This window comes from Pseudomonas sivasensis, assembly GCF_013778505.1.
GTDB classification, from domain to species: domain Bacteria; phylum Pseudomonadota; class Gammaproteobacteria; order Pseudomonadales; family Pseudomonadaceae; genus Aquipseudomonas; species Aquipseudomonas sivasensis.
Map to the genome: position 1 here is coordinate 381,423 of NZ_JAAOWU010000004.1, position 24,928 is coordinate 406,350.

Below are 24,928 nucleotides of genomic sequence, written 5' to 3' on the forward strand. Positions count from 1 at the left end.
GACTGACAACAGTAATGTTGAGGTAAACATGAACAACTGGATCAGCGCCCTCGCCGACCTGCAAAACAGAGGCGACCCCTGCGTACTGGTGACCATCATCGAAGAACTCGGCTCCACGCCGCGCAATGCTGGTTCGAAGATGGTGATCAGCGCCGCGCAGACCTTCGACACCATCGGTGGCGGGCACCTGGAATACAAGGCCATGCAGATCGCCCGCGAGATGCTCGCGCGCGGCCAGCAAAACACTCATTTGGAGCGCTTCAGCCTCGGTGCCAGCCTGGGCCAGTGCTGCGGTGGCGTCACCGTGTTGCTGTTTGAACCGATGGGCCAGGTGCAGGCGCAGATTGCGGTATTCGGCGCAGGTCACGTCGGCCGCGCGCTGGTGCCCTTGCTGGCGAGCCTGCCGTGCCGGGTACGCTGGATCGATTCCCGCGATCAGGAGTTCCCGGAACATATCCCCCAGGGCGTGCGTAAAATCGTCAGCGAAGAACCGGTCGACGAAATTGCCGACTTGCCGGCGGGCAGTTATTGCATCGTCATGACCCACAATCACGCGCTGGACCTGGAACTCACCGCCGCCCTGCTCAAGCGCAATGACTTCGCCTACTTCGGCCTGATTGGCTCCAAGACTAAGCGCGTCAAGTTTGAACACCGCCTGCGTGACCGTGGCTTCGACGCCGCGCAGTTGCAACGCATGCGCTGCCCCATGGGCCTCACCGAGGTGAAGGGCAAATTACCGGTAGAAATCGCCATCTCCATCGCCGGCGAAATCATCGCCACCTATAACGCTAATTTCGGCCAGCACACCGCGAGCGCCGAACCCATTGCCAAATTGCTGCCGGTGTCACGCCGCAGCCAAGCCACGAATTGAGATAACCATGCCTTTGACTCGCAAAGCCTACCGTGCCGCCATCCTGCACAGCATCGCCGACCCCGCCATCGTTGGGATCGAAGCGTCCTATGAGTATTTCGAAGACGGTCTGCTGGTGATCGACAACGGCCAGATCAGCGCTGTCGGCCATGCTGGCGACCTGCTGCCGACCCTGCCGGCCGACATCGAAGTCACCCATTACCAGGACGCGCTGATCACCCCAGGCCTGATCGACACCCATATCCACCTGCCGCAGACCGGCATGGTCGGTGCTTATGGCGAGCAGTTGCTGGACTGGCTCAACACCTACACCTTCCCGTGTGAAAGCCAATTTGCCGACAAGGCCCACGCCGACGAAGTCTCGGATATTTTCATCAAGGAACTGCTGCGCAACGGCACCACCACGGCGCTGGTGTTCGGCAGCGTGCATCCGCAGTCCGTGAACTCATTCTTCGAAGCGGCCGAGAAACTCGACCTGCGCATGATCGCTGGCAAAGTGATGATGGACCGCAACGCGCCGGACTACCTCACCGACACTGCCGAAACCGGCTACCAGGAAAGCAAGACGCTCATCGAGCGCTGGCACGGTAAGGGCCGTCTGCACTATGCCGTCACGCCGCGATTCGCACCGACCAGCACGCCGGAACAACTGGCATTGGCCGGGCAACTGCTGGGCGAGTACCCGGACCTGTACATGCAGACGCACATCAGTGAGAACAAGCAGGAAGTCGAATGGGTGAAGGAGTTGTTCCCGGAGCGCAAAGGCTATCTGGATGTTTACGACCACTACAACCTGCTGGGCGAGCGTTCGGTATTTGCCCACGGCGTGCACCTGTGTGATGACGAGTGCGCGCGGCTGGCAGAGACGGGCTCGGCGGTAGCGTTCTGCCCGACGTCGAACTTTTTCCTCGGCAGTGGGTTGTTCAACCTGCCAATGGCCGAGAAGCACAAGTTGAATGTGGGCCTGGGCACTGATGTGGGCGGCGGCACCAGTTTCTCGCTGCTGCAAACGTTGAACGAAGCGTACAAGGTCATGCAACTACAAGGGGCGCGGTTGAGCCCGTTCAAATCGCTGTACCTGGCGACCCTCGGCGGAGCGCGTGCACTGCGCCTGGAGGACAAGATCGGCACGTTGCAGCCGGGCACGGATGCGGACTTTTTGGTGTTGGATTACAACGCCACGCCGCTGCTCAGCTATCGCTTGAAACAGGCGAACAACATTGCCGATACGTTGTTTGTGTTGATGACGCTGGGGGATGATCGGACGGTGTTGCAGACCTACGCTGCCGGCCAACTCGTGCACCAACGCTGATCTCAACCGCTACACAAAACCAAACGTGGGAGGGGGCTTGCTCCCGATGGCAGTGGTTCAGTTAGTCATGTGTTAACTGATCCAGCGCTATCGGGAGCAAGCCCCCTCCCACATTTGTTTCCGGGTGAAACGGGGAAATTACAGTTTGACCGAAGAACGCACCGGCTTTTTGGTCTGGAGCAAATGCGAAAACACCGCATGCAAATCATCCGACGCACTTTCCTCGTCGAGGTTGAGCTTGCTGTCGATGTGATCCATGTGATGCATCATCAAATTCACCGCCAGTGTCGCGTCCCGCGCTTCAATCGCGTCGATCAACTGGGTGTGCTCATCATACGAACAGTGCGAGCGGTTGCCGCTTTCGTACTGGGCGATGATCAGTGAGGTCTGGGACACCAGGCTGCGCTGGAAGCTGATCAGCGGCGCGTTCTTTGCCGCTTCGGCCAGCTTGAGGTGGAATTCGCCGGAGAGGCGGATACCCGCACCGCGATCACCACGGGAGAAACTGTCGCGCTCGTCGTTGACCATCTGGCGCAGCTCGGCCAGTTGTTCGGCGGTAGCATGCTGCACCGCCAACTCGGTGATCGCCCGCTCCACCAGACGCCGTGCCAGGAACACTTGGCGCGCCTCTTCCACGCTTGGACTCGCCACCACCGCGCCACGATTGGGCCGCAACAGCACGACGCCTTCATGGGCCAGGCGCGACAGTGCGCGACGAATGATGGTGCGGCTTACGCCGAAGATTTCGCCCAGTGCTTCTTCGCTCAATTTGGTGCCGGGCGCCAGGCGTTGTTCGAGGATGGCCTCGAAGATATGCGCATAGACGATATCGTCCTGGGTTCCGCTGCGACCGGCCTTGCCGGCTCGCGGTTGTTTCTTGAGAGGTTGCAACTGTTCGTTCATGGGCACTCGGGTTTGGAGAACGGCGGCGAATTAACGGTAATACGGCAAGCGAGGGTCGCTGGCAAGTATCACCTAAAAACACGGCACATTGTACACAACCCAATGCGCCAACACACTGTACGGCTGATTGCGCCGGCGGCTGTATTGCAATGACTAGTTACGTTTGAGTTTAGGCTTGAATCTGCGCCATCACCGGCAAATACCCAGGTAAAAGGAACACCTCTCCATGACCGAAGCCACTCAAGCGCCTTTGCGCCCGCTGGCCGACACTTCTCCATCGGCCATCGTCGCGGGTTTCATTGCGATGATGACCGGCTACACCAGTTCCCTGGTGCTGATGTTCCAAGCCGGACAAGCCGCCGGCTTGACCACCGCGCAGATTTCCTCATGGATCTGGGCAATTTCCATCGGCATGGCGGTGTGCAGCATCGGCCTGTCCCTGCGCTATCGCACACCGATCACCATTGCCTGGTCCACGCCTGGCGCGGCGCTGTTGATCACCAGCCTGGGCGGCGTGAGTTATGGCGAAGCCATCGGTGCCTATATCACCTGTGCGGTGCTGGTGACGATCTGCGGGCTGACCGGCAGCTTTGAAAAACTGGTCAAACGCATTCCTGCCTCACTGGCGGCGGCCTTATTGGCAGGGATCCTGTTCAAGATCGGCAGCGAGATTTTCGTTGCCGCGCAGCATCGCACCGGCCTGGTGCTGGGGATGTTCTTCACGTATCTGATCATTAAGCGTCTGTCGCCACGTTATGCGGTGCTGGCCGCGCTGGTGATCGGCACCGCGCTGTCCGGGGTGATGGGGCTGTTGGATTTCAGCGGCTTCCACCTGGAAGTCGCGACGCCGGTCTGGACCACGCCGCACTTCTCACTGGCCGCGACGATCAGCATCGGCATTCCGCTGTTTGTGGTGGCAATGACTTCGCAAAACATGCCCGGCGTCGCCGTGTTGCGCGCCGACGGCTACAACGTGCCGGCATCACCACTGATCACAGCCACCGGCCTGGCCTCGCTGGTACTGGCACCTTTTGGCTCCCATGGCATCAACCTGGCGGCGATCAGCGCAGCCATCTGCACCGGGCCCCATGCCCACGAAGACCACAACAAACGCTACACCGCGGCCGTGTGGTGCGGGGTTTTCTACGGGGTTGCAGGCGTGTTCGGCGCCACGTTGGCGGCATTGTTCGCAGCATTGCCCAAGGAGCTGGTGCTGTCGATTGCGGCATTGGCGTTGTTTGGCTCGATCATCAACGGCTTGAGTATCGCCATGAATGAGCCGAAGGAACGGGAAGCGGCGCTGATCACCTTTATGGTCACCGCGTCAGGCTTGACGTTGTTTTCCATCGGGTCGGCGTTCTGGGGGATTGTGGCGGGGGTATTGACGCTGCTGATTCTGAACTGGCGCAAGGCATAAAAAAACGGCGACCCTCAGGTCGCCGTTTTTTTCAGTATCACTTAGCCGCGTTGATCGGCTTTTCCGGATACCACACGTCCAGCAACGGGCTGACTTCAGCCTTGGTCAGCTCGGAACGGGTTTTCAGCCAGGCTTCAACAGCAGCGCGCTGCTCTTCGGAGACCGAGCCACGCTTCTGCAGGCAAACCAGACCGAAGTCATCGCCGCCGACATAGCCCAGACCGTTGGCTTCCATGGCTTCTTTAATGAATGCTTCGAGGAAAGCGTCGATAGCTTCTTCACTCAGGCCTTCGTTGAAGTCCAGGTTCAGTTCGAAACCCAGCTCTTGAAATTCATCAACGCACAGTTTTTTGCGCAGACGCTGGGAACGGTTAGTCGCCATTGGAACAATCCTCATAAGTAATAACGGGCGGCACTTTAGCAGTTTAAGGCGACGATTGCCCGACTCTCTGGGACAGGCGGCACTTTGCCTGTAAAAAAAACGCTGATTTCCAGCTATGGTTCAGCCACAAGCGCGCCCACCTTGGGGCATAATGCCGACACTTTCATGACCAATGAGGGATTTTTCCTATTTACCCCTCGCCTTTTTCACCCTCCTCAGCAGTAGGGTTTCATTTCTTATGATCAAATCTTTACGTTCAGTCTTGCTAGCCGGTCTCCTCTTGCCACTGGCCCTCAGCGCCACAGCTGCCCCAGTCAATAACACCCTCCCCCCGAATGTTCAGCAGGCCCTGGCCAAAGCCAAGCTGCAAAACACCGCGCTGTCACTGGTGATGATCCCCCTGAACGGCCCTGGCACCCCCACCGTCTTCAACGCTGACGTCTCGGTAAACCCCGCTTCCACCATGAAGCTGGTTACCACCTACGCCGCCTTGGAAATGCTCGGCCCCAACCACCAGTGGAAAACCGAGTTCTACACCGACGGCACCCTCAGCGGCGGCGTGTTGCATGGCAACCTTTACCTCAAGGGCGGCGGTGATCCCAAGCTGAACATGGAAAAACTCTGGCTGCTGATGCGCGACCTGCGCGCCAATGGCGTACAGCAAGTCACTGGCGACCTGGTGTTGGACCGTGGCTTCTTTATCCCGCCACAACTGCCGGAATTCAATGACGACGGCAACGACGAGAACAAGCCCTTCTTGGTTAAGCCCGACGCCCTGCTGGTCAACCTCAAGGCCCTGCGCTTTGTGACCCGCAACGACTCAGGCCGTGTGATCGTATCGGTGGAGCCGCCGATCGCCAGTATTCGCATCGACAATCAGGTCAAGGTTTCCAACGCCAAGCAATGCACCGGCGACGTGCGCTACAACCCGGTCACTGCCGCCGATGGCAGCGTGACGGTCACCGTCAGTGGCCAACTGGGCGACGGCTGCAGCTCCCAGACGTACCTGTCGCTGCTCGACCATGCCACCTATACCGCCGGCGCCGTGCGGGCAATCTGGCAGGAGTTGGGCGGCAGCATCCAGGGCCGTGATATCCAGGCACCCGTGCCCAAGGATGCCAAGGTGTTGGCCCGCGCATTCTCGCCGGACCTGGCGGAAATCATCCGCGACATCAACAAATACAGTAACAACACCATGGCGCAGCAGTTGTTCCTGAGCCTGGGCGCGCAGTTTCGCAACGATGCCGACGGCGACGACGCCAAGGCCGCGCAACGCGTAGTGCGTCAGTGGCTGGCGAAAAAAGGTATCACTGCACCGCATCTGGTGATGGAGAACGGCTCCGGGCTGTCCCGTGCCGAACGGGTCAGCGCCCGCGAGATGGCCGCGATGCTGCAAGCCGCCTGGAAAAGCCCCTACGCTGCCGAATACATCAGTTCGATGCCGATTGCCGGCACCGACGGCACCATGCGCAAACGCCTGAAGACCACTGCGATGCGCGGCGAAGCCCACGTCAAGACCGGCACCTTGAACACCGTACGCGCCATTGCCGGGTTCAGCCGCGACAACAACGGCAATACCTGGGCGGTGGTGGCGATTCTCAACGATCCGAAGCCATGGGGCGCTTCGTCGGTGCTGGATCAGGTGCTGCTGGACCTGTATCGCCAACCTAAATTGGCGGCTTCAGCCCCAGTACTCTGACGCTGAACTGGGGCCTGTGGTGAGCGGCTTGCCCGCTCACCACAAAGGTCACTCAACACAGCGGCGTCGCCTCTACCCGATCCCTGCCCGCCTGCTTGGCTACATAAACGGCCGAGTCGGCGCGCAGCAACAACCCATCAATGCCTTCGTCGATCCGCCAACTGGCCACACCAAAGCTGGCAGTGACGATGCCCACCGCTTCCATAGGCTCGTTGCGCAGCGACTGCCACAATTCCATCGCCAGGCTGTAGGCCTGTTCGCCACCGGTGTTGGGGCAAAGCACCATGAATTCCTCGCCACCCAGCCGACAGAAAACATCGGAACGACGCAAGCGTTGGCCGATGCGTTTGCACAACTCCTGTAACACCGCGTCGCCGACCGCGTGACCATGCTTGTCGTTGATGCGCTTGAAGTGATCGATATCGAGCATGATCACCGACAATGCCCCGCTGGTCCGATTGAGCCTCACCATCTCGGCCCTGAGTCGGTCCTGAAAATAGCGGCGATTGTGAATTCCGGTCAGGGAATCAGTGATGGACAGTGCGCGTAGCTCCTCTTCAACCCGCTTCAAATCGGAAATGTCCGACACGTAGCCATGCCACAGCGTACCGCCACCCGGTAACTCTTCCGGTGTGGCTTCGCCGCGAATCCAGCGCAGACCCCGTTGTGGCAACTGCACCCGGTACTCTTCGCGCCAATGGCTCAACTGCAACGCCGACAGGCGAATCGAGGCTCGTACCCGCTCCACGTCCAGCGGGTGGATACGCTCGAAAACTTTCTTCGCGTCCTGCTGCAACACACCGGTTTCGATTTCATAAATGTCGCGCATACCATCGCTGGCATAGATGAACCGCCAGTTTTCGCGGGGCTCCAGGGTGAACTGGAAGATACCGCCGGGCACATGGGCGCTGAGTTTCTTGAGCAGGCGGTCACGGGCCGCCAATGCTTCGTAAGCGCGTTTTTGCTCGGTAATGTCCAGGTAAATCGCCAAGTGCCCGATCCACAAACCGTGATCATCCAGCAACACAGTGGCCAGCATGTTCACAGTCAACTGGCTGCGATCCTCGCGCACCAAGGTCCATTCCCGGGCTTCGTGCAGGTTATCCGGGCTCTCGACCAGCATCGCCTGACTGGCAGGGATTCGCTTGCCCAAGGCCACGCTCAGGCTAGCTGCACGGGCTTCCAGTTCCGACGCCAAGTGCAAGCTTTCCAGGGTCAACTTACCCACCACCTGCTCGGCTGAGAACCCGAGCATTTGTTCGGCACCGGCATTGAAGGTGTTGATGACGCCGCGTAAGTCGGTGGCAATGATGGCGACCTGGGTCGCCGCATTCAGCACGCTGCGCAGTTGGCCATGGGCACCGCGTAACTCCTGCTCACGCAGGCGCAACTGCACGGTACGCTGTTCCACCAGCTTCACGGCGCGCTGGCGTTGGCTCACCAGCACATAGAGCAAAGCGCTGAGCAACAGGCTGAGCAACCCGCCCATCGTCAGGATCGTGATCAACGAAGAATGGTTAGTCTGGTCGAACACCTGGCTCGGACGCAGGGTCAGGGCATAAACGTGGTCCCCCAAGGTAAGACGGCGCGCACCGATCAGGTCGCCGTTTGCCACGCTATTGCTCGATTCGTAGAGCACACGTTTCTGTAGGTCGGAGGTATCGACGATCTGCATCACCAGGTTGTCCCGTTCCGGCTTGGGCAAGCCGTCAGCTACTAACTGGCGCATGCTGATCACGGCCATCACGTAGCCAAAGGGCTCATGCTGGGACTGCTCGGAAGTGGACAGGTGACTGACCGGCGCCACCAGCAATACGCCAGTGGCATAAGCAGGCTCAACGCCTACCAGTTGCATGGGCTGGGAAACCGCCAGCTTGCCGCTTTTTTGTGCGCGCTCAAGGGCTGAGCGCCGCAGGGGCTGGGCCAGCAGATCAAAACCCAATGGAGAGCCCAGCAGACTTTGAGTCTGGCTGTAGAGCACCGGCACGTATTCATCACGCTCAGGCGCCGGGGCCAGTTCTCCGGCGCTATTTAACTCACGGATGACAAAGGGCGCACCACGCTGGCGGGACACCTCTTGTTCGAACTGGCTGCGTTGATCGCGAGACACGCGCGGCGCCCAGGCGTAGGCCCGGGTGCGCAATAGCAAAGGCTGGGCGAAACCATCGAATTCTTCACGGGACACGTCGTCGGAATTGACGAAGAACCGCCGCAGGCTGTTCAAGCGCTGTTCCTGATCTTCGAAGCGTTCCTGCAGGCGGGTATACCGCTCGTTGACCAGCAACTGGAAACGCTGGCGCACCTGTTGTTGATAGAGATCGAAGGACGCCCAGGCGACGATGAGCGTCAGGGTACAGCCCGCCAGAAACACCACCAATGCCACCAGCCAAGCCGACGCCTGTTCACTGATAAAGCCTAGGATTTTCGGGCGAACGGCTTGCATCGGCATAAGCAACACTCACAACGCCAGCGTGCGGGGGTGTCACTTTGGCTAGGCCTTAAGTTATAGCTATCGGCCCAGAGTTTGACCAGCGTAAAAAAGCCGCAAGACCGGATTAAACCAGGCTTGCGGCTTCAGGCTGTTGGTTAACCGCGAGCGGTGATTTTCCAGGCCCGATGGATCTTGGCGTTGCGCGCAAAATCCGGATCGATGGTCTTGTCGCTGATTTCCTCGACCGTGTAGCGCTCGCTGAGGTTTTCCTCCAGCGCGAACTTGCGGAAGTTGTTCGAGAAATACAGCACACCACCCGGTGCCAGGCGTGCCATCGCCAGGTCCAGCAACTGCACGTGGTCACGCTGCACGTCGAAAATGCCTTCCATGCGCTTGGAATTGGAGAAGGTCGGCGGGTCGATGAAGATCATGTCGAACTCATCGCGGCTGGCCTCCAGCCAGGCCATCACGTCACCCTGCTCCAAGCGGTTCTTGTCGGAGAACCCGTTGAGGGAGAAGTTGCGACGCGCCCAGTCCAGATAGGTCTTGGACAGGTCGACGCTGGTGGTGCTGCGCGCGCCACCCTTGGCTGCATGCACACTGGCGGTGGCGGTGTAGCAATACAGGTTAAGGAAACGCTTGCCGGCCGCTTCCTTCTGGATACGCATGCGCATCGGGCGATGGTCTAGGAACAGGCCGGTGTCGAGATAATCGGTGAGGTTGACCAGCAGCTTCACGCCGCCTTCACTGACTTCGGTGAACTTGCCTTGGGCGCTCTGGCGCTCGTACTGCTTGGTGCCGCTCTGGCGCTCACGACGCTTGACCACCACGCGGCTCTTGTCGATGTTCAGCGCCTGAGGGATCGCCGCCAGCGCATCGAACATACGTGCAGAGGCTTTTTCCGGGTCAATGGACTTCGGCGCGGCATATTCCTGCACATGCACCCAATCGTGGTACAGGTCGATGGCCATGGAGTATTCGGGCATATCGGCGTCGTACACGCGATAGCAATCCACCCCTTCACGCTTGGCCCACTTGCCCAGCAGCTTGAGGTTCTTCTGCAGGCGGTTGGCGAACATCTGCCCGCCTTCGCTCAGGCGCGCCTGCTCGACCACAGGAGCCGGGGCTGGCTTGATCGGGTTGCCGTTCTTGTTGTACTGGCGCTCTTGTGGCTCGACCGGGGCTTGGTCGTAAACAGCCTGCTCACGTTCAGCCTGGCGCTGTTCCGGGGTACGACGCTCGCCGGTAACGAACTGATCCGGGTTGACCTTGATCAGCAGCAATTTGCACGGCAACGCGCCGTTCCAGAACGAATACTGCTTGTGGCTGCGAATGCCCATGCGCTTGCCCAGGTCCGGTGCGCCGGTGAACACCGCGGCTTCCCAGCCCATGCAGGCCTGGCGCAGACGCTCGCCGAGGTTCTGGTAGAGGTACAACAGGCTGGCTTCGTCACCCAGACGCTCGCCGTAGGGCGGGTTGCAGATCACCAGGCCTTTCTGGTTCTGGTCCGGGCGCGGCTCGAAGGTGCCGACTTCGCCCTGGTACACCTTGATCCAATGGCTCAGACCAGCACGCTCGATGTTGTTGCGCGCGGGCTGGATCAGACGGGGGTCAGCCTCGTAGCCACGCACCCACAGCGGGGTTTTGTTCATGCCGATGGCGGCACGTTCAGTGGCTTCTGTATGAAGTTTCTTCCACAGCGCCGGCACGTGGCCAAGCCAGGTGGTGAAGCCCCACAGTTCGCGGTTGAGGTTGGGGGCCATGTCGGCGGCAATCATCGCGCCTTCGACCAGGAAGGTCCCCACACCGCACATCGGGTCAGTCAGCGCGCCGCCTTCGGCAGCAATACGCGGCCAGCCGGCACGAATCAGGATCGCCGCCGCCAGGTTTTCCTTCAACGGCGCCGCGCCCTGCTGCAGGCGGTAGCCGCGCTGGTGCAGGCTGTGGCCGGAAAGATCGAGGGACAGGATTGCTTCGCCACGATCCAGGCGCAGGTGAATGCGCAGGTCCGGGTTGATCTTGTCGATGGACGGGCGTTCGCCGGTCGGGGTACGCAGCTTGTCGACGATCGCGTCCTTGACCTTCAGCGCGCCGAAGTGGGTGTTGTCGATGCCCGAACCGTGACCGCTGAACTCCACCGCCAGGGTGCCGTCGGAGACCATGTGGTCGGCCCATTCGATGTCCAGCACGCCGTGGTAGAGGTCTTCGGCATCCTTCATCGGGAAGCGCTTGAGCACCAGCAACACGCGGTTGGCCAGGCGCGACCAGAGGCACAGGCGATAGGCGGTTTCCATGTCGGCCATGCCGCGCACGGCCGAGGTGTGCTCGCGGGCTTCCTCAAGGCCAAGCCCGACGGCTTCCTCGATCAGCAGGCCTTCGAGGCCCTTGGGGCAAGTGAGGAAGAGTTCAAAACGGTCCGACATGGGGCATTCCAGGCTTTTCAGCAATAAATGAACGGGCGACGCATCGCCGGTTCGGTTTTCAATCAAGCACTTTTCTCGAAGAGTGCTCGCGTGGCACGAATGTGCCGTCCCACCCCGTCTGACGGGCCCTTGAGCCTTTATTGACGGGGCAGAGTGATTTTTTTAAGCAACAAAAAGAAATATTCCGACCCTTCGTCGAATAGTAACCGACCGCAACGGGCCAGCATTCTCACTAAAGGATTAAACCCATCCTCTTTGCAGGGTGCATCATAGCTGGCTTTGCCTCAAAAAAGGGGCGAAAAGCCATCCCAGCTTATGGCTATAGCATCGTAATCGTTACGTGCTTATGACAAAACGATCATTGAATCCGTGTGACCTATTGGTTAGAACTCAACACAGGTTGGCGCCGTAACGACGCCAACACCTAGGCTCGCCACGCCGGCAGCGAGCCCACCAACGGCAGAAAAACTCTGCCCGGCCTCAGACGAGGCCGAAGGATATCAAGACAGTCAACAAGTGAGGGAAACACCCTATGAGAAGACTTAAGCGTGATCCGTTGGAAAGAGCTTTTTTACGCGGATATCAATATGGCGTTCATGGCAAATCCCGTGAGCTTTGCCCATTTACTCTACCGTCGGTACGCCAAGCCTGGATCAACGGCTGGCGAGAAGGACGAGGCGACAACTGGGACGGTATGACTGGCACTGCGGGAATCCACAGACTCAACGAACTTCACGCCGTCGGCTAATCAAGGGCACTTAATTCCGACACCACCACGAATAGATGACGACTTAACCACGCACGCCCTCTCAAGGCGGCGGGCTTCGGCCCAGGGGCTCCTTTTAAGGAGCCCTTTTTATTGGGCGATCCTTCAACGCAATGCTGCTATCGCATCCACCGATTGACGAATAAGCGCCGGGCCTTTGTAGATAAACCCGGAGTACAACTGCACCAGGCTCGCGCCGGCGGCGATCTTCTCGGCAGCGTGCTTGCCTTCGGTGATACCGCCCACTGCAATGATCGGCAAACGCCCGGCCAACTCAGCAGCCAACACCTTGACGATATGGGTGCTCTTGTCCCGCACCGGCGCACCTGACAGGCCACCGGCTTCGTCGCCATGGGCCAACCCTTCGACGCCGACACGGCTGAGGGTGGTGTTGGTAGCGATCACTGCGTCCATACCCGAATCCACCAGGGCTTGGGCTACCAGCACGGTTTCCTCGTCACTCATGTCCGGGGCGATCTTGATGGCCAGCGGCACGCGCTTGCCATGGCGCACTGCCAAATCTTCCTGGCGCTGGCGCAGGGCTTCGAGCAACTGCTTGAGGGAGTCACCGAACTGCAGGCTGCGCAAGCCCGGTGTGTTCGGCGAGCTGACGTTGACGGTGACATAGCTGGCGTGGGCGTAGACCTTGTCCAAGCAGATCAGGTAGTCGTCCACCGCTCGCTCAACCGGTGTATCAAAGTTCTTGCCGATATTGATGCCGAGGATGCCCTTGTACTTCGCAGCCTCAACCCGCGACAGCAGGTGATCGACGCCGAGGTTGTTGAAACCCATGCGGTTGATGATCGCCTCGGCTTCAGGCAGGCGGAAGATCCGCGGCTTGGGGTTACCGGGCTGCGGCCGTGGCGTCACGGTGCCGATCTCGACAAAACCGAAACCCAGTTGCGCGAAGCCATCGATGGCCGCGCCGTTCTTGTCCAGGCCAGCGGCCAGTCCGACCGGGTTGGGGAAGTCGAGCCCCATCACTGATACCGGCATTTTTGCGGGTGCCTTGCACACCAGGCCGTTGAGCCCCAGGCGGCCACCGGCGCCGATCAGGTCCAGGGACAGATCGTGGGAGGTTTCCGGGGAGAGTTTGAACAACAGCTGGCGGGCCAGGGTATACATGGGCGGGCTAGACTCGGATGGCGGCGAAAGGTGGCGGCGATTATAGCCGGGGTGACGGGGTGCACGCGAGGCGTGCTACCCAAACATCAATAGCGCTGCTGTACGAGCAACTCATAGCGTGCCCAGATTTTCTCTGCATAGCGCATGCGCAATGCGTCGCGCTGAGGGCCTGAGCCGGCGCCAACATTGTAGGAACCTACCGCCGTCCAGTTGTAGCCAAAGCGCTGAATGAAATCGGCCAGTATGGAAGCGCCTACTTCCACTGAGAGGCACGGCTCACTCAACAGCCGCTCCTCGGTAATGCCCAGCTTGAGCAAGCGGGGCAAATGGATACTGTTGATCTGCATCAGGCCGATGTCACGCGTACCATTTTGGTTTGCGTGGTTGATCGCATCTGCACGAAACCCCGACTCCACGGCAGCGATAGCCTGCAGCAATTCAGGCTCGATACCGTAGCGACTGGCGGTTTCCTCCCAGCAGTAGGCAAACGCCTGGTTTGCGCTGATCAATAGGCCGAGCAACAGCAGCCTGCGCCACAGCTTAGCCACGCCTGAGCTGGCCACAGGCCGAACACAGGTGCTGCGCGGCATCCGTATGCCCGGCCCCATGCCGCTCAACGTTCACCGGACAGGTGAAGCGATACCCACGACCGTAGATGGTCTTGATAAAACCCTTGTCGGCTCCAAGATGCTTGCGCAGCGAGTAAATGCAACGGGTCAGTGACTCCTCCGCGACCTCCCCTTGTGGCCAGGCCAGTTCAAGCAAATGATCCTTGGTCATCAGGACACCGCCAGAGGCAAGCAGCAACCGCAAAACATGCAGCTCCTTGGGCGGCAACTGAACATCGCTGACTTTACCGCTTAGACGACCATCGCCATGCAGTATCCACTGGGAGAAATACAGGGAAGTCGCAGTCAACCCATCATTCACGACGGCCATATCCACCTCGGCATCCGACTCATTCCTTATTTCCAGTACTGGCTCTTGTGCCCACGTCATGACTATAAAAAACCGCCTTGCAGCCCACGCTAGGAAAAAACCCATACAGCCGCCGCTTTTCAGCATCACCCTGTAAGACCGTTCATTTACAACTGTCAGATGCCCCTTTTCGATAGACCTCGTGCAATTCAATCCCCAGGCGATCCTCCAACTGCACCAACTCCCCCAACGCCAATAGCCGGCCGTTAACCCGAACCTCCACGCAGTGGTTGATTCCAGGCGCCAATGGCAGCACCTTCCCAGGCGCAAAGGCTGAAAGGCGCCTGAAACTGACCAGTTGTTCCTGTAGAAGAATTTCCATATGCACGGGTTAGCACCTTTTTCACGGAGAGATATCGCGACCCGGGTGCACAAACGCACGTTGCACTCGTTCGTATTGCGCCGCAGTCAACGGCGGCGCACCAACGCCTGCCGGTAAGGCCTTCTCGCTACCCACGGCCCGGGACTGAATCACAAACAGACGAACCTTGGCCGAGCCATTTGATACGGCGTTTCGTCCCTGCTCATTGGCCTCACGGCTAAACGGCCCCAACCACAGGCGCTTGCCCTGCGGCACTTGCACCACGCTACTGATACTCACCCGCCCGACCGCGCTCGGTTTGCCGCGCCGACCGGCCTGGCTCATCTGGCGACCATCCTCAACGTGGAGAAGCATCTCGATCTGATTCGCTTCGGCAAAACGCGGCAACACGCTGACTTGGGAGCCGTAATGCACAGGCTTCCAATCAGCATGATCCTGTCCGGGAGCGGGCAGATAGAAGGTGTGGTTATCCTGAAATACCGCTGGCACGTTCTCTTGGGTGAGAATCACCGGTAACGTCATCACTTTCGCTCGCCGCCGATGCTCCAGCGTGGCGATTTGCGCCATCAAGCGGTTATCGTCAATCGGTTCCAGGATTCGCGTGGCCTGACCCTTCGCCTCCTTATCCCAGGCAGGCTCCAGTTTTTTCAGGTCGTCACGCTCCACGTCCACCATCCAGAGCGAGACTTCGACAGACCGCTTGGGTGTGTCCAACTCGGCGATCAATCGCTCGATGAAACCCAATTGCTCAGGTTCGCCCTTGATCAGCAGGCTGTTGGTATCCAAATAGGGGATCACCACCAGACTCTTGTCGGCCAGTGGTCCGTCCTCCTCAGACGCCAGCAGGGTGTCGATCAGCGACGCGATCCCCGGCACCGTGACCTTTTCCGGGCCCATGGAGTACACCCGGTCAGCAACATGGGTGTTGAGTACCTGGACGACAGCAAACGCCTGGGTACCCACGCGCAAATCAGCACGTTCAAGGTCCATCAATTGGGCCAGTTGCAACACCTGATCGACATAATTAGGCGGACCCGACACGGAGAATGTCCGAGCTCCGCTGATCCTAAGGGGGTAGCGCGTTTCATCAATCCCCGAGCGGCGCATGAGGGCACGAAACCTGTCGACGGATATATGCAACAACGTCACGGTCGAGCTTTTTGCTTCGCTGACGTCATAGAGGTAGAGCGCCTGCCCATCGCTGTACCAGATCAAGCCGTATTGCAATGCAAGCGTCTCCAGGGCGTGTTGAGGTGTATCGAGGTCAATGACTTCACTGATGCGTGTGCGCGCCACTTCACTGCTCACGACAATGGGCAGGCCCATAGGCACGGACAAGGCAGTAAAGACGGTATGCAGGCTCTCGTCCTGCGCCTGATAGGTTTCGCCATGGGCATCGGCACCTCCCAGCATCAGCGCGGCAAGCAGTAGCCAGAGGCAGGGAGTCGTTAAGGGGAAGTCAGCGTACACCGTAGGTTTCCTGGGCGGCCTGGCAGTGAGAGGCGGCCATACTGAGAGGCCGTCCATTTTCAATCTTGATGGAAAGGTGACGGCCGACAGCGCTTCCAGGCCCGTGGCATGTGCCTTGCTTTGCACTCGGTATCAGAGCGCACTCCAACGGCGGAGCGAGCTTACGGACAAAGGCGTCGTTACCCGCAATGGCCTTGCATCGCCATCTGAGGGAACGGCGCTTTTTTTTGAAAGAAAAGGTAGGTGTTGATGAACGATTCGGTTGGCAGCAGCCCGACAAGAGACCCGCTGGCCTGGGTCAACGGCAGTGATGCTCCGGAAAAGAGCAGCCTCGACCTTGGCTTCATGGCTTTGAGCGACTGCGCCTCCTTGGTGGTGGCGGCAACCCAGGGCTTCGCTCAACCTTATGGCCTGACGCTAAACCTCAAGCGCCAATCCTCGTGGGCCAACCTGCGGGACAAACTGGTCAGCGGTGAACTGGACGCCGCCCACAGCCTGTACGGGTTGATCTATGCCGTTCACCTGGGCATCGGCGGCGTCGCACCCACCGACATGGCCGTGCTGATGGGATTGAACCAGAACGGTCAAAGCATCAACCTGTCCCACGCCCTGCAACGACAAGGGGTGGTCACTCCTGAGGCATTGGATCGTCACGTGCACCAAAGCCGAACAAAACTGACCTTCGCCCAGACCTTTCCCACAGGTACCCACGCCATGTGGTTGTACTACTGGCTCGCAAGTCAGGGCATTCATCCGTTACAGGATGTGGACAGCGTCGTGGTACCGCCCCCGCAAATGGTTGCGCACCTGCAAGCTGGTCGGATTGATGGCTTTTGCGTCGGAGAACCCTGGAGTGCCAGCGCAGTCGCGCAAAACCAGGGCTTTACACTGGCAACCACCCAAGCGATCTGGCCGAACCATCCAGAAAAGGTGCTCGGCTGCACACAGGCCTTCGTCGACCAATACCCCAACACCGCCCGCGTATTGGTCATGGCTATCCTCGAAGCCAGCCGCTTTATTGAAGAAAGTATCGAAAACCGGCGTTCCACCGCGCAGTTGCTCAGCGGCCGCGAGTACCTTGACGCGCCTCTCGACTGCATCGAACCCCGCCTGCTGGGCATTTATAACGATGGCCTGGGCAACCACTGGCAGGATCCCCATGCCCTGCGCTTTTTCGCCGATGGCGAAGTGAACCTGCCATATCTCTGCGATGGCATGTGGTTCATGACCCAGTTTCGACGCTGGGGCCTGCTGCGCGAAGACCCTGATTACCTGGGCGTTGCGCGCCAGGTCCAGCAACTGACGCTTTATCGCCAGGCGGCAGACGCGCTGGGCATCAATGCGCAACGCCAGGACATGCGCAGCAGCCAACTGATCGACGGCAAGGTGTGGGACGGCTCGGACCCCGTCGGCTACGCCCGCAGTTTCCGATTGCATGCCATCGCCGACCACGCCAACCGCCAAGCCTTGCGCTGACAGGAGCACTTCTATGCTGCGAATCCTGTTGATCAATGACACCCCGCGCAAGGTCGGGCGCCTGCGTACGGCGCTGATCGAAGCTGGCTTCGAGGTAATCGATGAGTCCGGCCTGACCATCGACTTGCCGGCACGCGTCGAAACAGTGCGCCCGGATGTGATTCTGATCGATACCGAGTCACCGGGCCGCGATGTGATGGAGCAAGTGGTGCTCGTCACCCGCGACCAGCCCCGGCCTATCGTGATGTTTACCGACGAGCACGACCCGAACGTGATGCGCCAGGCCATCAAGTCCGGTGTCAGTGCCTATATCGTCGAGGGCATCCAGGCCCAGCGCCTGCAACCGATCCTCGACGTGGCCATGGCCCGCTTTGAAAGCGACCAAGCCTTGCGCGCCCAGCTTCAGGCGCGGGACCAGCAGTTGGCCGAGCGCAAGCGCATCGAACTGGCCAAGGGCATGCTGATGAAAATGAAGGCCTGTAATGAGGAAGAGGCCTACACACTGATGCGCCGCCAAGCCATGAGCCGCCAACAGAAACTGATCCAAGTGGCAGAGCAAATCATCGCCATGAGTGAACTGCTCGGCTGATGTGGCGCGGGACTTGCTAAACAATCATCACAGGTAACCAACGGCGGTTGCCCCTCCACGACAAAGACGTCGCACATCCGGTTTGCCCTCGCGAACCCGATGGCGGCTTTTTTTCGTTTTGGCCCCAGCAGCACGGGGCCGGTGGGGCGGCCTCAGCCGGCTGCTCCATCACTAGGCCTTCTTACAAGACTCCCAACCGTTGAGGTGCGTGATGAAATCAAGCTTCTGGAAATCCGGGCACACCCCGACCCTGTTTGCCGCGTTCCTGTATTTCGATCTGAGCTTCATGGTCTGGTATTTGTTGGGCCCGCTGGCGGTACAGATTTCCGCCGACTTGCACCTGACCACTCAACAACGCGGCTTGATGGTGGCGACACCGATCCTTGCGGGCGCTGTGTTGCGCTTCCTGATGGGCATGCTGGCGGACAAGCTATCCCCAAAGACAGCCGGGCTGATTGGCCAGGTGATTGTGATTGTCGCGTTGTTCGGCGCCTGGAAACTGGGGGTTCACAGCTACGAACAAGCCTTGTTGCTAGGGCTGTTCCTCGGTATGGCCGGCGCATCCTTTGCAGTGGCGTTGCCGTTGGCGTCCCAGTGGTATCCAGCCGAACACCAGGGCAAGGCCATGGGCATCGCCGGCGCCGGTAATTCGGGCACAGTGTTCGCTGCATTGTTGGCCCCGGTACTGGCGGCGGCCTTTGGCTGGAGCAACGTGTTCGGCTTCGCACTGATTCCGCTGATCCTGACCCTGATCGTGTTCGCCTGGCTCGCGAAAAATGCGCCTGAACGCCCTAAAGCCAAGTCCGTGGCTGATTACTTCAAGGCTCTGGGCGACCGCGACAGTTGGTGGTTCATGTTTTTCTACAGCGTGACCTTCGGTGGCTTTATCGGCCTGGCCAGCGCCCTGCCCGGCTATTTCAACGATCAATACGGCCTGAGCCCCATGACCGCCGGCTACTACACCGCCGCCTGCGTGTTCGGTGGCAGCCTGATGCGCCCACTGGGCGGCGCCTTGGCCGACCGTTTCGGCGGGATCCGCACACTGCTCGGCATGTACAGCGTCGCAGCAATTTGCATCGCGGCAGTCGGTTTCAACCTGCCCAGTTCCTACGCGGCGCTGGCGCTTTTCGTCTGCACCATGCTCGGTTTGGGCGCAGGCAATGGCGCTGTGTTCCAGCTGGTGCCACAGCGTTTTCGGCGTGAGATCGGCGTAATGACCGGCCTGATTGGCATGGCCGGCGGCATCGGCGGTTTCGCCCTGGCGGCGGGCATGGGCGCGATCAAGCAGAGCACCGGAAGCTATCAATTGGCCTTGTGGTTGTTCGCGAGCCTGGGCGTATTGGCCTGGTTCGGTCTGCATGGCGTCAAGCGCCGCTGGAGAACTACTTGGGGTTCGGCCGCTGTGACCGCCGCGCGCGTCTGATGAGCCTGCAACTGAGCATCGCCCACGCCAGTGCCATCGGCCCACGGGCGGAAAACCAGGATGCGCTGCGGGTGGTTACCCCCGCTGCGGAACTGGCGGCGAGCAAAGGCTATCTGTGCGCCATGGCCGACGGCGTGAGCCAGTGTGCAGACGGTGGCCTGGCCGCCCGCTCAACTCTGCAGGCCCTGGCCCTGGATTACTACGCCACGCCGCAAACCTGGGGCGTGGCACAGGCACTGGAGCGGTTGCTACTCGCACAGAACCGCTGGCTGCAGGCCAATGGGGGAGGTCAACCGTTGCTGACCACCCTCAGCGCCTTGGTCTTTCGCGGCCAGCGCTTCACCCTGGCCCATGTCGGCGATTGCCGGGCATATCGCTGGCTGGACGGCGAGTTGCAGCGCATCAGCGAAGACCATGTGTGGGAACAGCCGGGCATGCAGCATGTGCTCAAGCGTGCCCTTGGCCTGGATCAACATCTGGTCCTGGATTTTCTCGACGGTCAATTGCGCGAGGGTGAGTGTTTCCTGCTGCTCAGCGATGGCGTGTGGGCGACCCTGGCCGATCACAGCATCAGCGCGATCCTGCGTGAACAAACCGACCTCGACCTGGCGGTAAGCACCCTGATCAACGCCGCGCACCTGGCGGGTAGCCAGGACAATGCCAGCGCCCTGCTGGTGCGTGTCGACACGGTCGGCGAGGCCACACTCGGTGACGCCTTGGTGCAGCTGCAGCAATGGCCCTTGCCACCGCCGCTCAAAGCCGGGCAACACTTTGAAGGTTGGCAGGTCGACGCCGTCCTGGCACACAGCAGGCAGTCATTGTTGTACCGGGTACGCGATGCCCAGCAGCAACCCTGGCTGCTGAAAACGCTGCCCCTGAGCCGCGATAATGACAGCGACGGCGGTCAGGCATTGTTGTCGGAAGAATGGTTTCTGCGACGGGTTGCCGGGCGGGCGTTTCCGGAAGTCCATACGGCCAGCGGGCGTCAGCATTTGTACTACGTGATGCGTGAATATCCCGGTATGACCCTCGCCGAGCTCTTTCAGCGCCAGGGCCCACTGCCCCTGGCGCAATGGCAGTCCGTCGCCGAGCGTTTGCTGCGCGCGGTGGGCATGCTGCATCGACGGCAGATCCTGCACCGCGATATCAAGCCGGAAAACCTGCTGCTGGGGGACGACGGAGAATTGCGAGTATTGGATTTCGGTCTGGCGTATTGCTCCGGCCTGTCAGAGGATCGCGCCCATGTGCTGCCCGGCACTCCGAGCTTTATCGCGCCTGAGGCGTTCAATGGCGACCGTCCTACAGCACAACAGGATTTATATAGCGTTGGTGTGACGCTGTATTTCCTGCTGACCGGGCACTACCCATACGGTGAAATCGAAGCTTTCCAACGACCTAGATTTGCCCAATCCGTCACCGCCAGCCGCTATCGTCCGGACCTCCCGGACTGGCTACCTCTGAGCCTGGAACGCGCGGTGGCAGCGCAGCCCGCGCATCGCTACGAGACTGCCGAGGAATGGCTGCTGGTGCTGGAGCAGGCTGATCGCCAAGAGCTGAGCATCCGTCCGAGGCCACTCCTTGAGCGCGAACCTTTGAAGGTTTGGCGCACCTTGGGCCTGGTCTCGATGCTGATCAATCTGATTCTTCTGTATTCACTCTTTCATAGCTGACGTCCGCTCTAGACGAGGAAAAACACATGAACGCAAAAGTCTGGCTGGTGGGCGCAGGCCCCGGCGACCCAGAACTGTTGACCCTCAAAGCCGTACGGGCAATGAACGAAGCCGATGTAGTGTTGATCGATGATTTGGTCAACCCGGCCGTACTGGAGCACTGCGCCGAGGCTCGTGTGATTACCGTGGGTAAACGCGGTGGCTGCCGCTCAACCCCGCAGGATTTTATCCATCGCCTGATGCTGCGTTACGCCCGCCAAGGCAAGTGCGTGGTGCGGCTCAAAGGTGGCGATCCGTGCATTTTCGGACGCGGTGGTGAAGAGGCCATGTGGCTGCGCGAGCGTGGCGTCGAGGTGGAGTTGGTCAACGGGATCACCGCAGGGCTGGCGGGTGCGACGAACTGCGCGATTCCTCTGACATTGCGCGGTGTCAGCCGCGGCGTGACGTTGGTCACGGCCCACACTCAAGACGACAGCAGCGTTAATTGGCGCGCGCTGGCAGAAGGTGGAACGACATTGGTGGTGTACATGGGGGTGGCCAAGCTGGAGGAGATTCGCCAGCAATTGCTCGGAGGCGGGATGGCAGCTGATATGCCAGTGGCGATGATCGAAAATGCATCACTGCCCCAGCAGCGCGAATGCCGTAGTGAGCTGTCACGCATGCACGAGGATGCTCATTCCTTTGCCTTGAAGAGCCCTGCAATCCTGGTGATTGGCAGTGTTGCCGCCACCGACCAAGTGGCCTACATCACGGCAGCGGCCAGTGCCTGAGGCAAATTCCAGGCGAAAAAAAGCCCGGCCTGAGCCGGGCTTTTTTCTACTCAGTAATTACTGAGCTTGAGCTTCAACCGACGCTTCTACGCGACGGTTAACAGCACGACCTGCTTCAGTTGCGTTGTCAGCAACTGGGCGGGATTCGCCGTAACCAACAGCAGTTACACGGCTAGGAGCAACGCCGTCTTTAACCAGGACTTGCTTAACAGCGTCAGCACGACGCTGGGACAGCTTCTGGTTGTAAGCGTCTGGACCTACGGAGTCAGTGTGACCAGCAACTTCTACGTTGGTAGCTGGGTACTGAGCCATGAAGTCGGCCAGGTTTTTCACGTCGCCGTAGCTGTTAGGCTTAACAACGGATTTGTCGAAGTCGAACTTAACGTCCAGCTCAACACGAACAACCTGAGCAACTGGAGCTTCTGGCTCTGGAGTTGGCTCTGGAGCTGGTGCTGGAGTAGGAGCTGGAGCAGCTGCGCCAGCGTTACCGCCGAAGTTTACGCCCAGGCCGACCAGTGCGGAGTAGTCCCACTTGCCGTTGTCCAGACCGTAGTCAGCTTCAACACCGGCACGAGCGTACAGGTTGTTGGTGAAGTAGTACTTCACGCCAGTACCGACGGTAGCGAAAGTGGTCTGATCGCGACCGCTGTGGCCGTCAGCTTGTACGTTGCCACGGCTCTGGTGGCCGAAACCGCCTTCAACGTATGGACGCAGGCTGTCAACACCAGCTTGACCGAAGTGATACTGGGCAACCAGGCTGCCGGTATCGCCTTTGATCTTCTGGCTACCAGTACCGTCGTTCGAACGGGTGTGGTTGGTTTTGTCGTAGGACAAGTTCAAGGACAGGTCGTCGGTCAGGAAGTAACCGATGCGAGCGCCAGGATTGAAGCCGTCTTCGATGTGCTTGACGCTATCGTTGTACTGCTTCTTGTAGAACAGCTCGCCTTCAACTGCGCCTTGGCCTTGTGCCAGAACGCCGAAAGAAGTTGCGGCAATAAGAGAACCAATGGCCAAGCCCAAGGTGTTTTTCAGTTTCATCCGTTAAATCCCCATCTGGTGATTGTAAAGCAGTCCCACAAACCGGGGGACAACTCGGCGACAAGTCTAACAGAACTTGCCTACACGTAAGAGATATTTGCCACGCACTAAGTTTCAGTCTCGCCCGCAAATTTCTCACGTAATTTATCTAGAGCACGTTTGTAACGCATTTTTGTAGCACTCAAACCCATGTGCATGATGTCAGCGATTTCCTGGAACTCCAGCTCTGCGACAAATCGCAGCACCAGAATTTCCCGGTCAATCGGGTTCACATACACCAGCCAGCGATCGAGTCCGCCCTTTTCCTCGGGTGCCGGCGACTTCTCTTCAGTCGCCTCCTCAAGGGGGTCCAGACTCAAAGCGTCCATCAAGCGACGCTTTCGCCGTTCCTTCCGATACTGCGTGATGCACTCGTTGTACGTGATGCTGTAGAGCCAGGTCTTGAACTTCGATTTACCCTCAAAGTTCTTCAGGCCGTACAACACCTTGAGCATCACTTCCTGACAGACATCGTCCGCATCTCTATCGTTCCCTAAATACCTTGAACAAACGTTGAACAGAGTGCGTTGATATCTGCGCATCAATTCTTCGTACGCGCGAGTGACGTGAAACAGCTCCGTGTGCGAGCGCGCGACCAACTCCTCATCAGAGAGCTCACGGGGGTCATAGCGCGTGGACAGCGTTTGGGCTTTATTCAAAACAAGTCGTGCCGACAGTCAGGTCAATGTCCGCTACAGCCCGGTCAGCCGAGCTTGCGGCGGCGTACATTAGCAGGGTTTACCGGATTAGCGGCTACTGACCTGCTGCTCCAGGAGAATCCGATTGGACAACGACACCAGGTCACCGTCATCGGTCAGCACCGTCGTCTTGACCGTGCCGATCTCCTCGATTTGCCCTTCGACCTCGCCTACACGCACCTGTTGCCCAACTTGATACAGCTCGCGCACATAGATTCCCGCAAGAATCTGACCCGCAATTTCCCGGCTTCCCAAACCCATGGCCAGCGCAACGGCCAGACCAACGGTAATCAAAACGATCACAATTACGTGGTTGAGCAGGTCAGTCTTGACCTCCAACTGGCTGATCGCGACCGAAATACTGATGATGATCACAAGTCCTTGGGCAATTCGCCCAAGGCCAGCAGCATAGTCCAGCCCCACGCCTTCGGCAGCTCCGCGCACCAGCCCATTGGCCAGTTGCGCCAGCAGAACACCTACCAGCAGTACCAGCGCGCCGCCGAAAACTTTCGGCAAATACAGCGCCAGCATGTCGAGCGTAGCTGAAACTCGCTCAAGTCCAAGGGATTGAGCCGCAGAAACCAGAAAAATCAGCAAAACGAACCAATAGACGATCTTACCGATCAACGTGGAGATCGGCACTTGCAGCCCGGCGCGCCCCAGCAGCTTGGTCAGGCCAGTACCTGCCATCAGGCGATCAAGCCCGAGTTTAGCGAGCAATTTGGACAGCAGCGTATCGAGCAGCTTGGCTACGACAAAGCCCAGCAATACCAGGACCAGAGCACCAAACAGGTTGGGAATGAAGTTCGCCACCTTGGTCCACAATGCGGTCATTGCAGTGACCAGGCTCTGGGTCCAGAGATCAAGTTCCATATTCAATCAGCCTTATCAGCAGTGCGAGCAAGAGGTTTACGACGGGAAACCGGTGAAACGTGGGCCGAACCGTTGTTCAAGGCCATCATCAACGCCGGCACCCAGCGGCCGAGCAGACCGAACAGGTCACCCGCGCCCACCTGGCGGTTAGCGGTTTTCAACACGCGGCCCAGGCAGGCATCGTCGTCACGGTTGGACGGCGAGGCATTGAGCATGTCACGTAAAGACTGTTCGAACGGATCGTGCATAAAGA

The 24,928-nt window shown here is 59.4% G+C and carries 23 protein-coding genes; 10 read left to right on the forward strand and 13 right to left on the reverse strand.

From position 1 onward, the window contains the following. Positions 1–28: 28 nt before the first annotated feature. Positions 29–871: a xanthine dehydrogenase accessory protein XdhC gene (gene xdhC / locus G9Q84_RS10715; RefSeq protein ID WP_181643280.1), complete on the forward strand. Its 843-nt coding sequence runs from the start codon at positions 29–31 to the stop codon at positions 869–871. A 7-nt stretch (positions 872–878) separates the two neighbouring features. Next, a complete protein-coding gene (gene guaD, locus G9Q84_RS10720; protein ID WP_181643281.1) occupies positions 879–2,183 on the forward strand; it encodes a guanine deaminase in 1,305 nt (434 codons plus the stop codon). A 138-nt stretch (positions 2,184–2,321) separates the two neighbouring features. On the opposite strand, the gene G9Q84_RS10725 is transcribed toward guaD, so the two are convergent. After that, positions 2,322–3,086, reverse strand: coding sequence for a GntR family transcriptional regulator (locus tag G9Q84_RS10725; RefSeq protein WP_181643282.1), 765 nt, complete (start codon positions 3,084–3,086; stop codon positions 2,322–2,324). A gap of 226 nt (positions 3,087–3,312) precedes the next feature. Here G9Q84_RS10725 and G9Q84_RS10730 point away from each other — a divergent pair, with 226 nt between their 5' ends. Next, positions 3,313–4,503 carry a benzoate/H(+) symporter BenE family transporter gene (locus G9Q84_RS10730; RefSeq protein ID WP_122757033.1) on the forward strand — a complete coding sequence of 397 codons (1,191 nt, stop codon included), beginning with the start codon at positions 3,313–3,315 and terminating at the stop codon, positions 4,501–4,503. A gap of 37 nt (positions 4,504–4,540) precedes the next feature. Here the strand turns inward: G9Q84_RS10730 and G9Q84_RS10735 are convergent, their stop codons facing one another. Next, positions 4,541–4,885 (reverse strand): YggL family protein, encoded by a 345-nt coding sequence (locus G9Q84_RS10735; RefSeq protein ID WP_016979277.1) that lies wholly within the window; start codon positions 4,883–4,885, stop codon positions 4,541–4,543. A gap of 238 nt (positions 4,886–5,123) precedes the next feature. Here G9Q84_RS10735 and dacB point away from each other — a divergent pair, with 238 nt between their 5' ends. Next, positions 5,124–6,584, forward strand: a complete 1,461-nt coding sequence (gene dacB, locus G9Q84_RS10740) for a D-alanyl-D-alanine carboxypeptidase/D-alanyl-D-alanine endopeptidase (protein WP_032887618.1) — start codon at positions 5,124–5,126, stop codon at positions 6,582–6,584. 52 nt (positions 6,585–6,636) lie between these two features. On the opposite strand, the gene G9Q84_RS10745 is transcribed toward dacB, so the two are convergent. Beyond that, positions 6,637–9,033: a sensor domain-containing diguanylate cyclase gene (locus G9Q84_RS10745; protein ID WP_099602944.1), complete on the reverse strand. Its 2,397-nt coding sequence runs from the start codon at positions 9,031–9,033 to the stop codon at positions 6,637–6,639. Positions 9,034–9,170: 137 nt separating this feature from the next. Continuing rightward, complete coding sequence (gene rlmKL / locus G9Q84_RS10750) at positions 9,171–11,438, reverse strand: bifunctional 23S rRNA (guanine(2069)-N(7))-methyltransferase RlmK/23S rRNA (guanine(2445)-N(2))-methyltransferase RlmL (protein WP_032887613.1); 2,268 nt, start codon at positions 11,436–11,438, stop codon at positions 9,171–9,173. A gap of 532 nt (positions 11,439–11,970) precedes the next feature. Between rlmKL and rmf the strand changes: the two genes are divergently transcribed. Beyond that, the gene (rmf, locus tag G9Q84_RS10755) at positions 11,971–12,186 is read left to right on the forward strand and encodes a ribosome modulation factor (RefSeq protein WP_002553055.1); all 216 of its coding nucleotides are present in this window, start codon (positions 11,971–11,973) and stop codon (positions 12,184–12,186) included. A gap of 123 nt (positions 12,187–12,309) precedes the next feature. Here rmf and G9Q84_RS10760 read toward each other — a convergent pair whose 3' ends face one another. The 5 genes from G9Q84_RS10760 to sctC all read right to left on the reverse strand — a co-directional run bounded on the left by G9Q84_RS10760 (position 12,310) and on the right by sctC (position 16,099). Further along, positions 12,310–13,329 carry a quinone-dependent dihydroorotate dehydrogenase gene (locus G9Q84_RS10760; protein ID WP_095185350.1) on the reverse strand — a complete coding sequence of 340 codons (1,020 nt, stop codon included), beginning with the start codon at positions 13,327–13,329 and terminating at the stop codon, positions 12,310–12,312. Between the two features lie 86 nt (positions 13,330–13,415). After that, positions 13,416–13,877, reverse strand: coding sequence for a transglycosylase SLT domain-containing protein (locus tag G9Q84_RS10765; RefSeq protein WP_032888087.1), 462 nt, complete (start codon positions 13,875–13,877; stop codon positions 13,416–13,418). Continuing rightward, positions 13,870–14,268 (reverse strand): winged helix-turn-helix domain-containing protein, encoded by a 399-nt coding sequence (locus tag G9Q84_RS10770; RefSeq protein WP_032888085.1) that lies wholly within the window; start codon positions 14,266–14,268, stop codon positions 13,870–13,872. Before G9Q84_RS10770 ends, G9Q84_RS10765 begins: the two co-directional genes overlap by 8 nt. Before the next feature lie 142 nt (positions 14,269–14,410). Beyond that, a complete protein-coding gene (locus G9Q84_RS10775) occupies positions 14,411–14,635 on the reverse strand; it encodes a FliM/FliN family flagellar motor switch protein (protein ID WP_032887609.1) in 225 nt (74 codons plus the stop codon). A 15-nt stretch (positions 14,636–14,650) separates the two neighbouring features. Continuing rightward, on the reverse strand, positions 14,651–16,099 hold the full coding sequence (gene sctC / locus G9Q84_RS10780; RefSeq protein WP_420875418.1) for a type III secretion system outer membrane ring subunit SctC: 1,449 nt from the start codon (positions 16,097–16,099) through the stop codon (positions 14,651–14,653). Between the two features lie 249 nt (positions 16,100–16,348). On the opposite strand from sctC, the gene G9Q84_RS10785 reads away from it, so the two are divergent. From G9Q84_RS10785 to cobA, 5 genes are all read left to right on the forward strand, one after another. Beyond that, positions 16,349–17,575 carry a CmpA/NrtA family ABC transporter substrate-binding protein gene (locus tag G9Q84_RS10785; RefSeq protein WP_181643283.1) on the forward strand — a complete coding sequence of 409 codons (1,227 nt, stop codon included), beginning with the start codon at positions 16,349–16,351 and terminating at the stop codon, positions 17,573–17,575. Positions 17,576–17,588: 13 nt separating this feature from the next. Beyond that, positions 17,589–18,164, forward strand: coding sequence for an ANTAR domain-containing response regulator (locus G9Q84_RS10790; protein ID WP_095185348.1), 576 nt, complete (start codon positions 17,589–17,591; stop codon positions 18,162–18,164). Positions 18,165–18,375: 211 nt separating this feature from the next. Further along, a complete protein-coding gene (locus G9Q84_RS10795) occupies positions 18,376–19,587 on the forward strand; it encodes a nitrate/nitrite transporter (RefSeq protein ID WP_181643284.1) in 1,212 nt (403 codons plus the stop codon). Beyond that, positions 19,587–21,257, forward strand: coding sequence for a bifunctional protein-serine/threonine kinase/phosphatase (locus G9Q84_RS10800; RefSeq protein ID WP_181643285.1), 1,671 nt, complete (start codon positions 19,587–19,589; stop codon positions 21,255–21,257). The genes G9Q84_RS10795 and G9Q84_RS10800 overlap by 1 nt, the downstream gene beginning before the upstream one ends. A gap of 26 nt (positions 21,258–21,283) precedes the next feature. After that, a complete protein-coding gene (gene cobA / locus G9Q84_RS10805; RefSeq protein ID WP_032887600.1) occupies positions 21,284–22,027 on the forward strand; it encodes a uroporphyrinogen-III C-methyltransferase in 744 nt (247 codons plus the stop codon). 57 nt (positions 22,028–22,084) lie between these two features. Here cobA and G9Q84_RS10810 read toward each other — a convergent pair whose 3' ends face one another. The 4 genes from G9Q84_RS10810 to G9Q84_RS10825 all read right to left on the reverse strand — a co-directional run bounded on the left by G9Q84_RS10810 (position 22,085) and on the right by G9Q84_RS10825 (position 24,923). Beyond that, complete coding sequence (locus tag G9Q84_RS10810) at positions 22,085–23,065, reverse strand: OmpA family protein (protein WP_032887598.1); 981 nt, start codon at positions 23,063–23,065, stop codon at positions 22,085–22,087. A gap of 107 nt (positions 23,066–23,172) precedes the next feature. Next, complete coding sequence (gene sigX, locus G9Q84_RS10815; RefSeq protein WP_032887596.1) at positions 23,173–23,763, reverse strand: RNA polymerase sigma factor SigX; 591 nt, start codon at positions 23,761–23,763, stop codon at positions 23,173–23,175. A gap of 87 nt (positions 23,764–23,850) precedes the next feature. Further along, positions 23,851–24,675 carry a mechanosensitive ion channel family protein gene (locus tag G9Q84_RS10820; protein ID WP_003175519.1) on the reverse strand — a complete coding sequence of 275 codons (825 nt, stop codon included), beginning with the start codon at positions 24,673–24,675 and terminating at the stop codon, positions 23,851–23,853. 2 nt (positions 24,676–24,677) lie between these two features. Beyond that, the gene (locus G9Q84_RS10825) at positions 24,678–24,923 is read right to left on the reverse strand and encodes a hypothetical protein (RefSeq protein WP_025854229.1); all 246 of its coding nucleotides are present in this window, start codon (positions 24,921–24,923) and stop codon (positions 24,678–24,680) included. Positions 24,924–24,928: the final 5 nt, after the last annotated feature.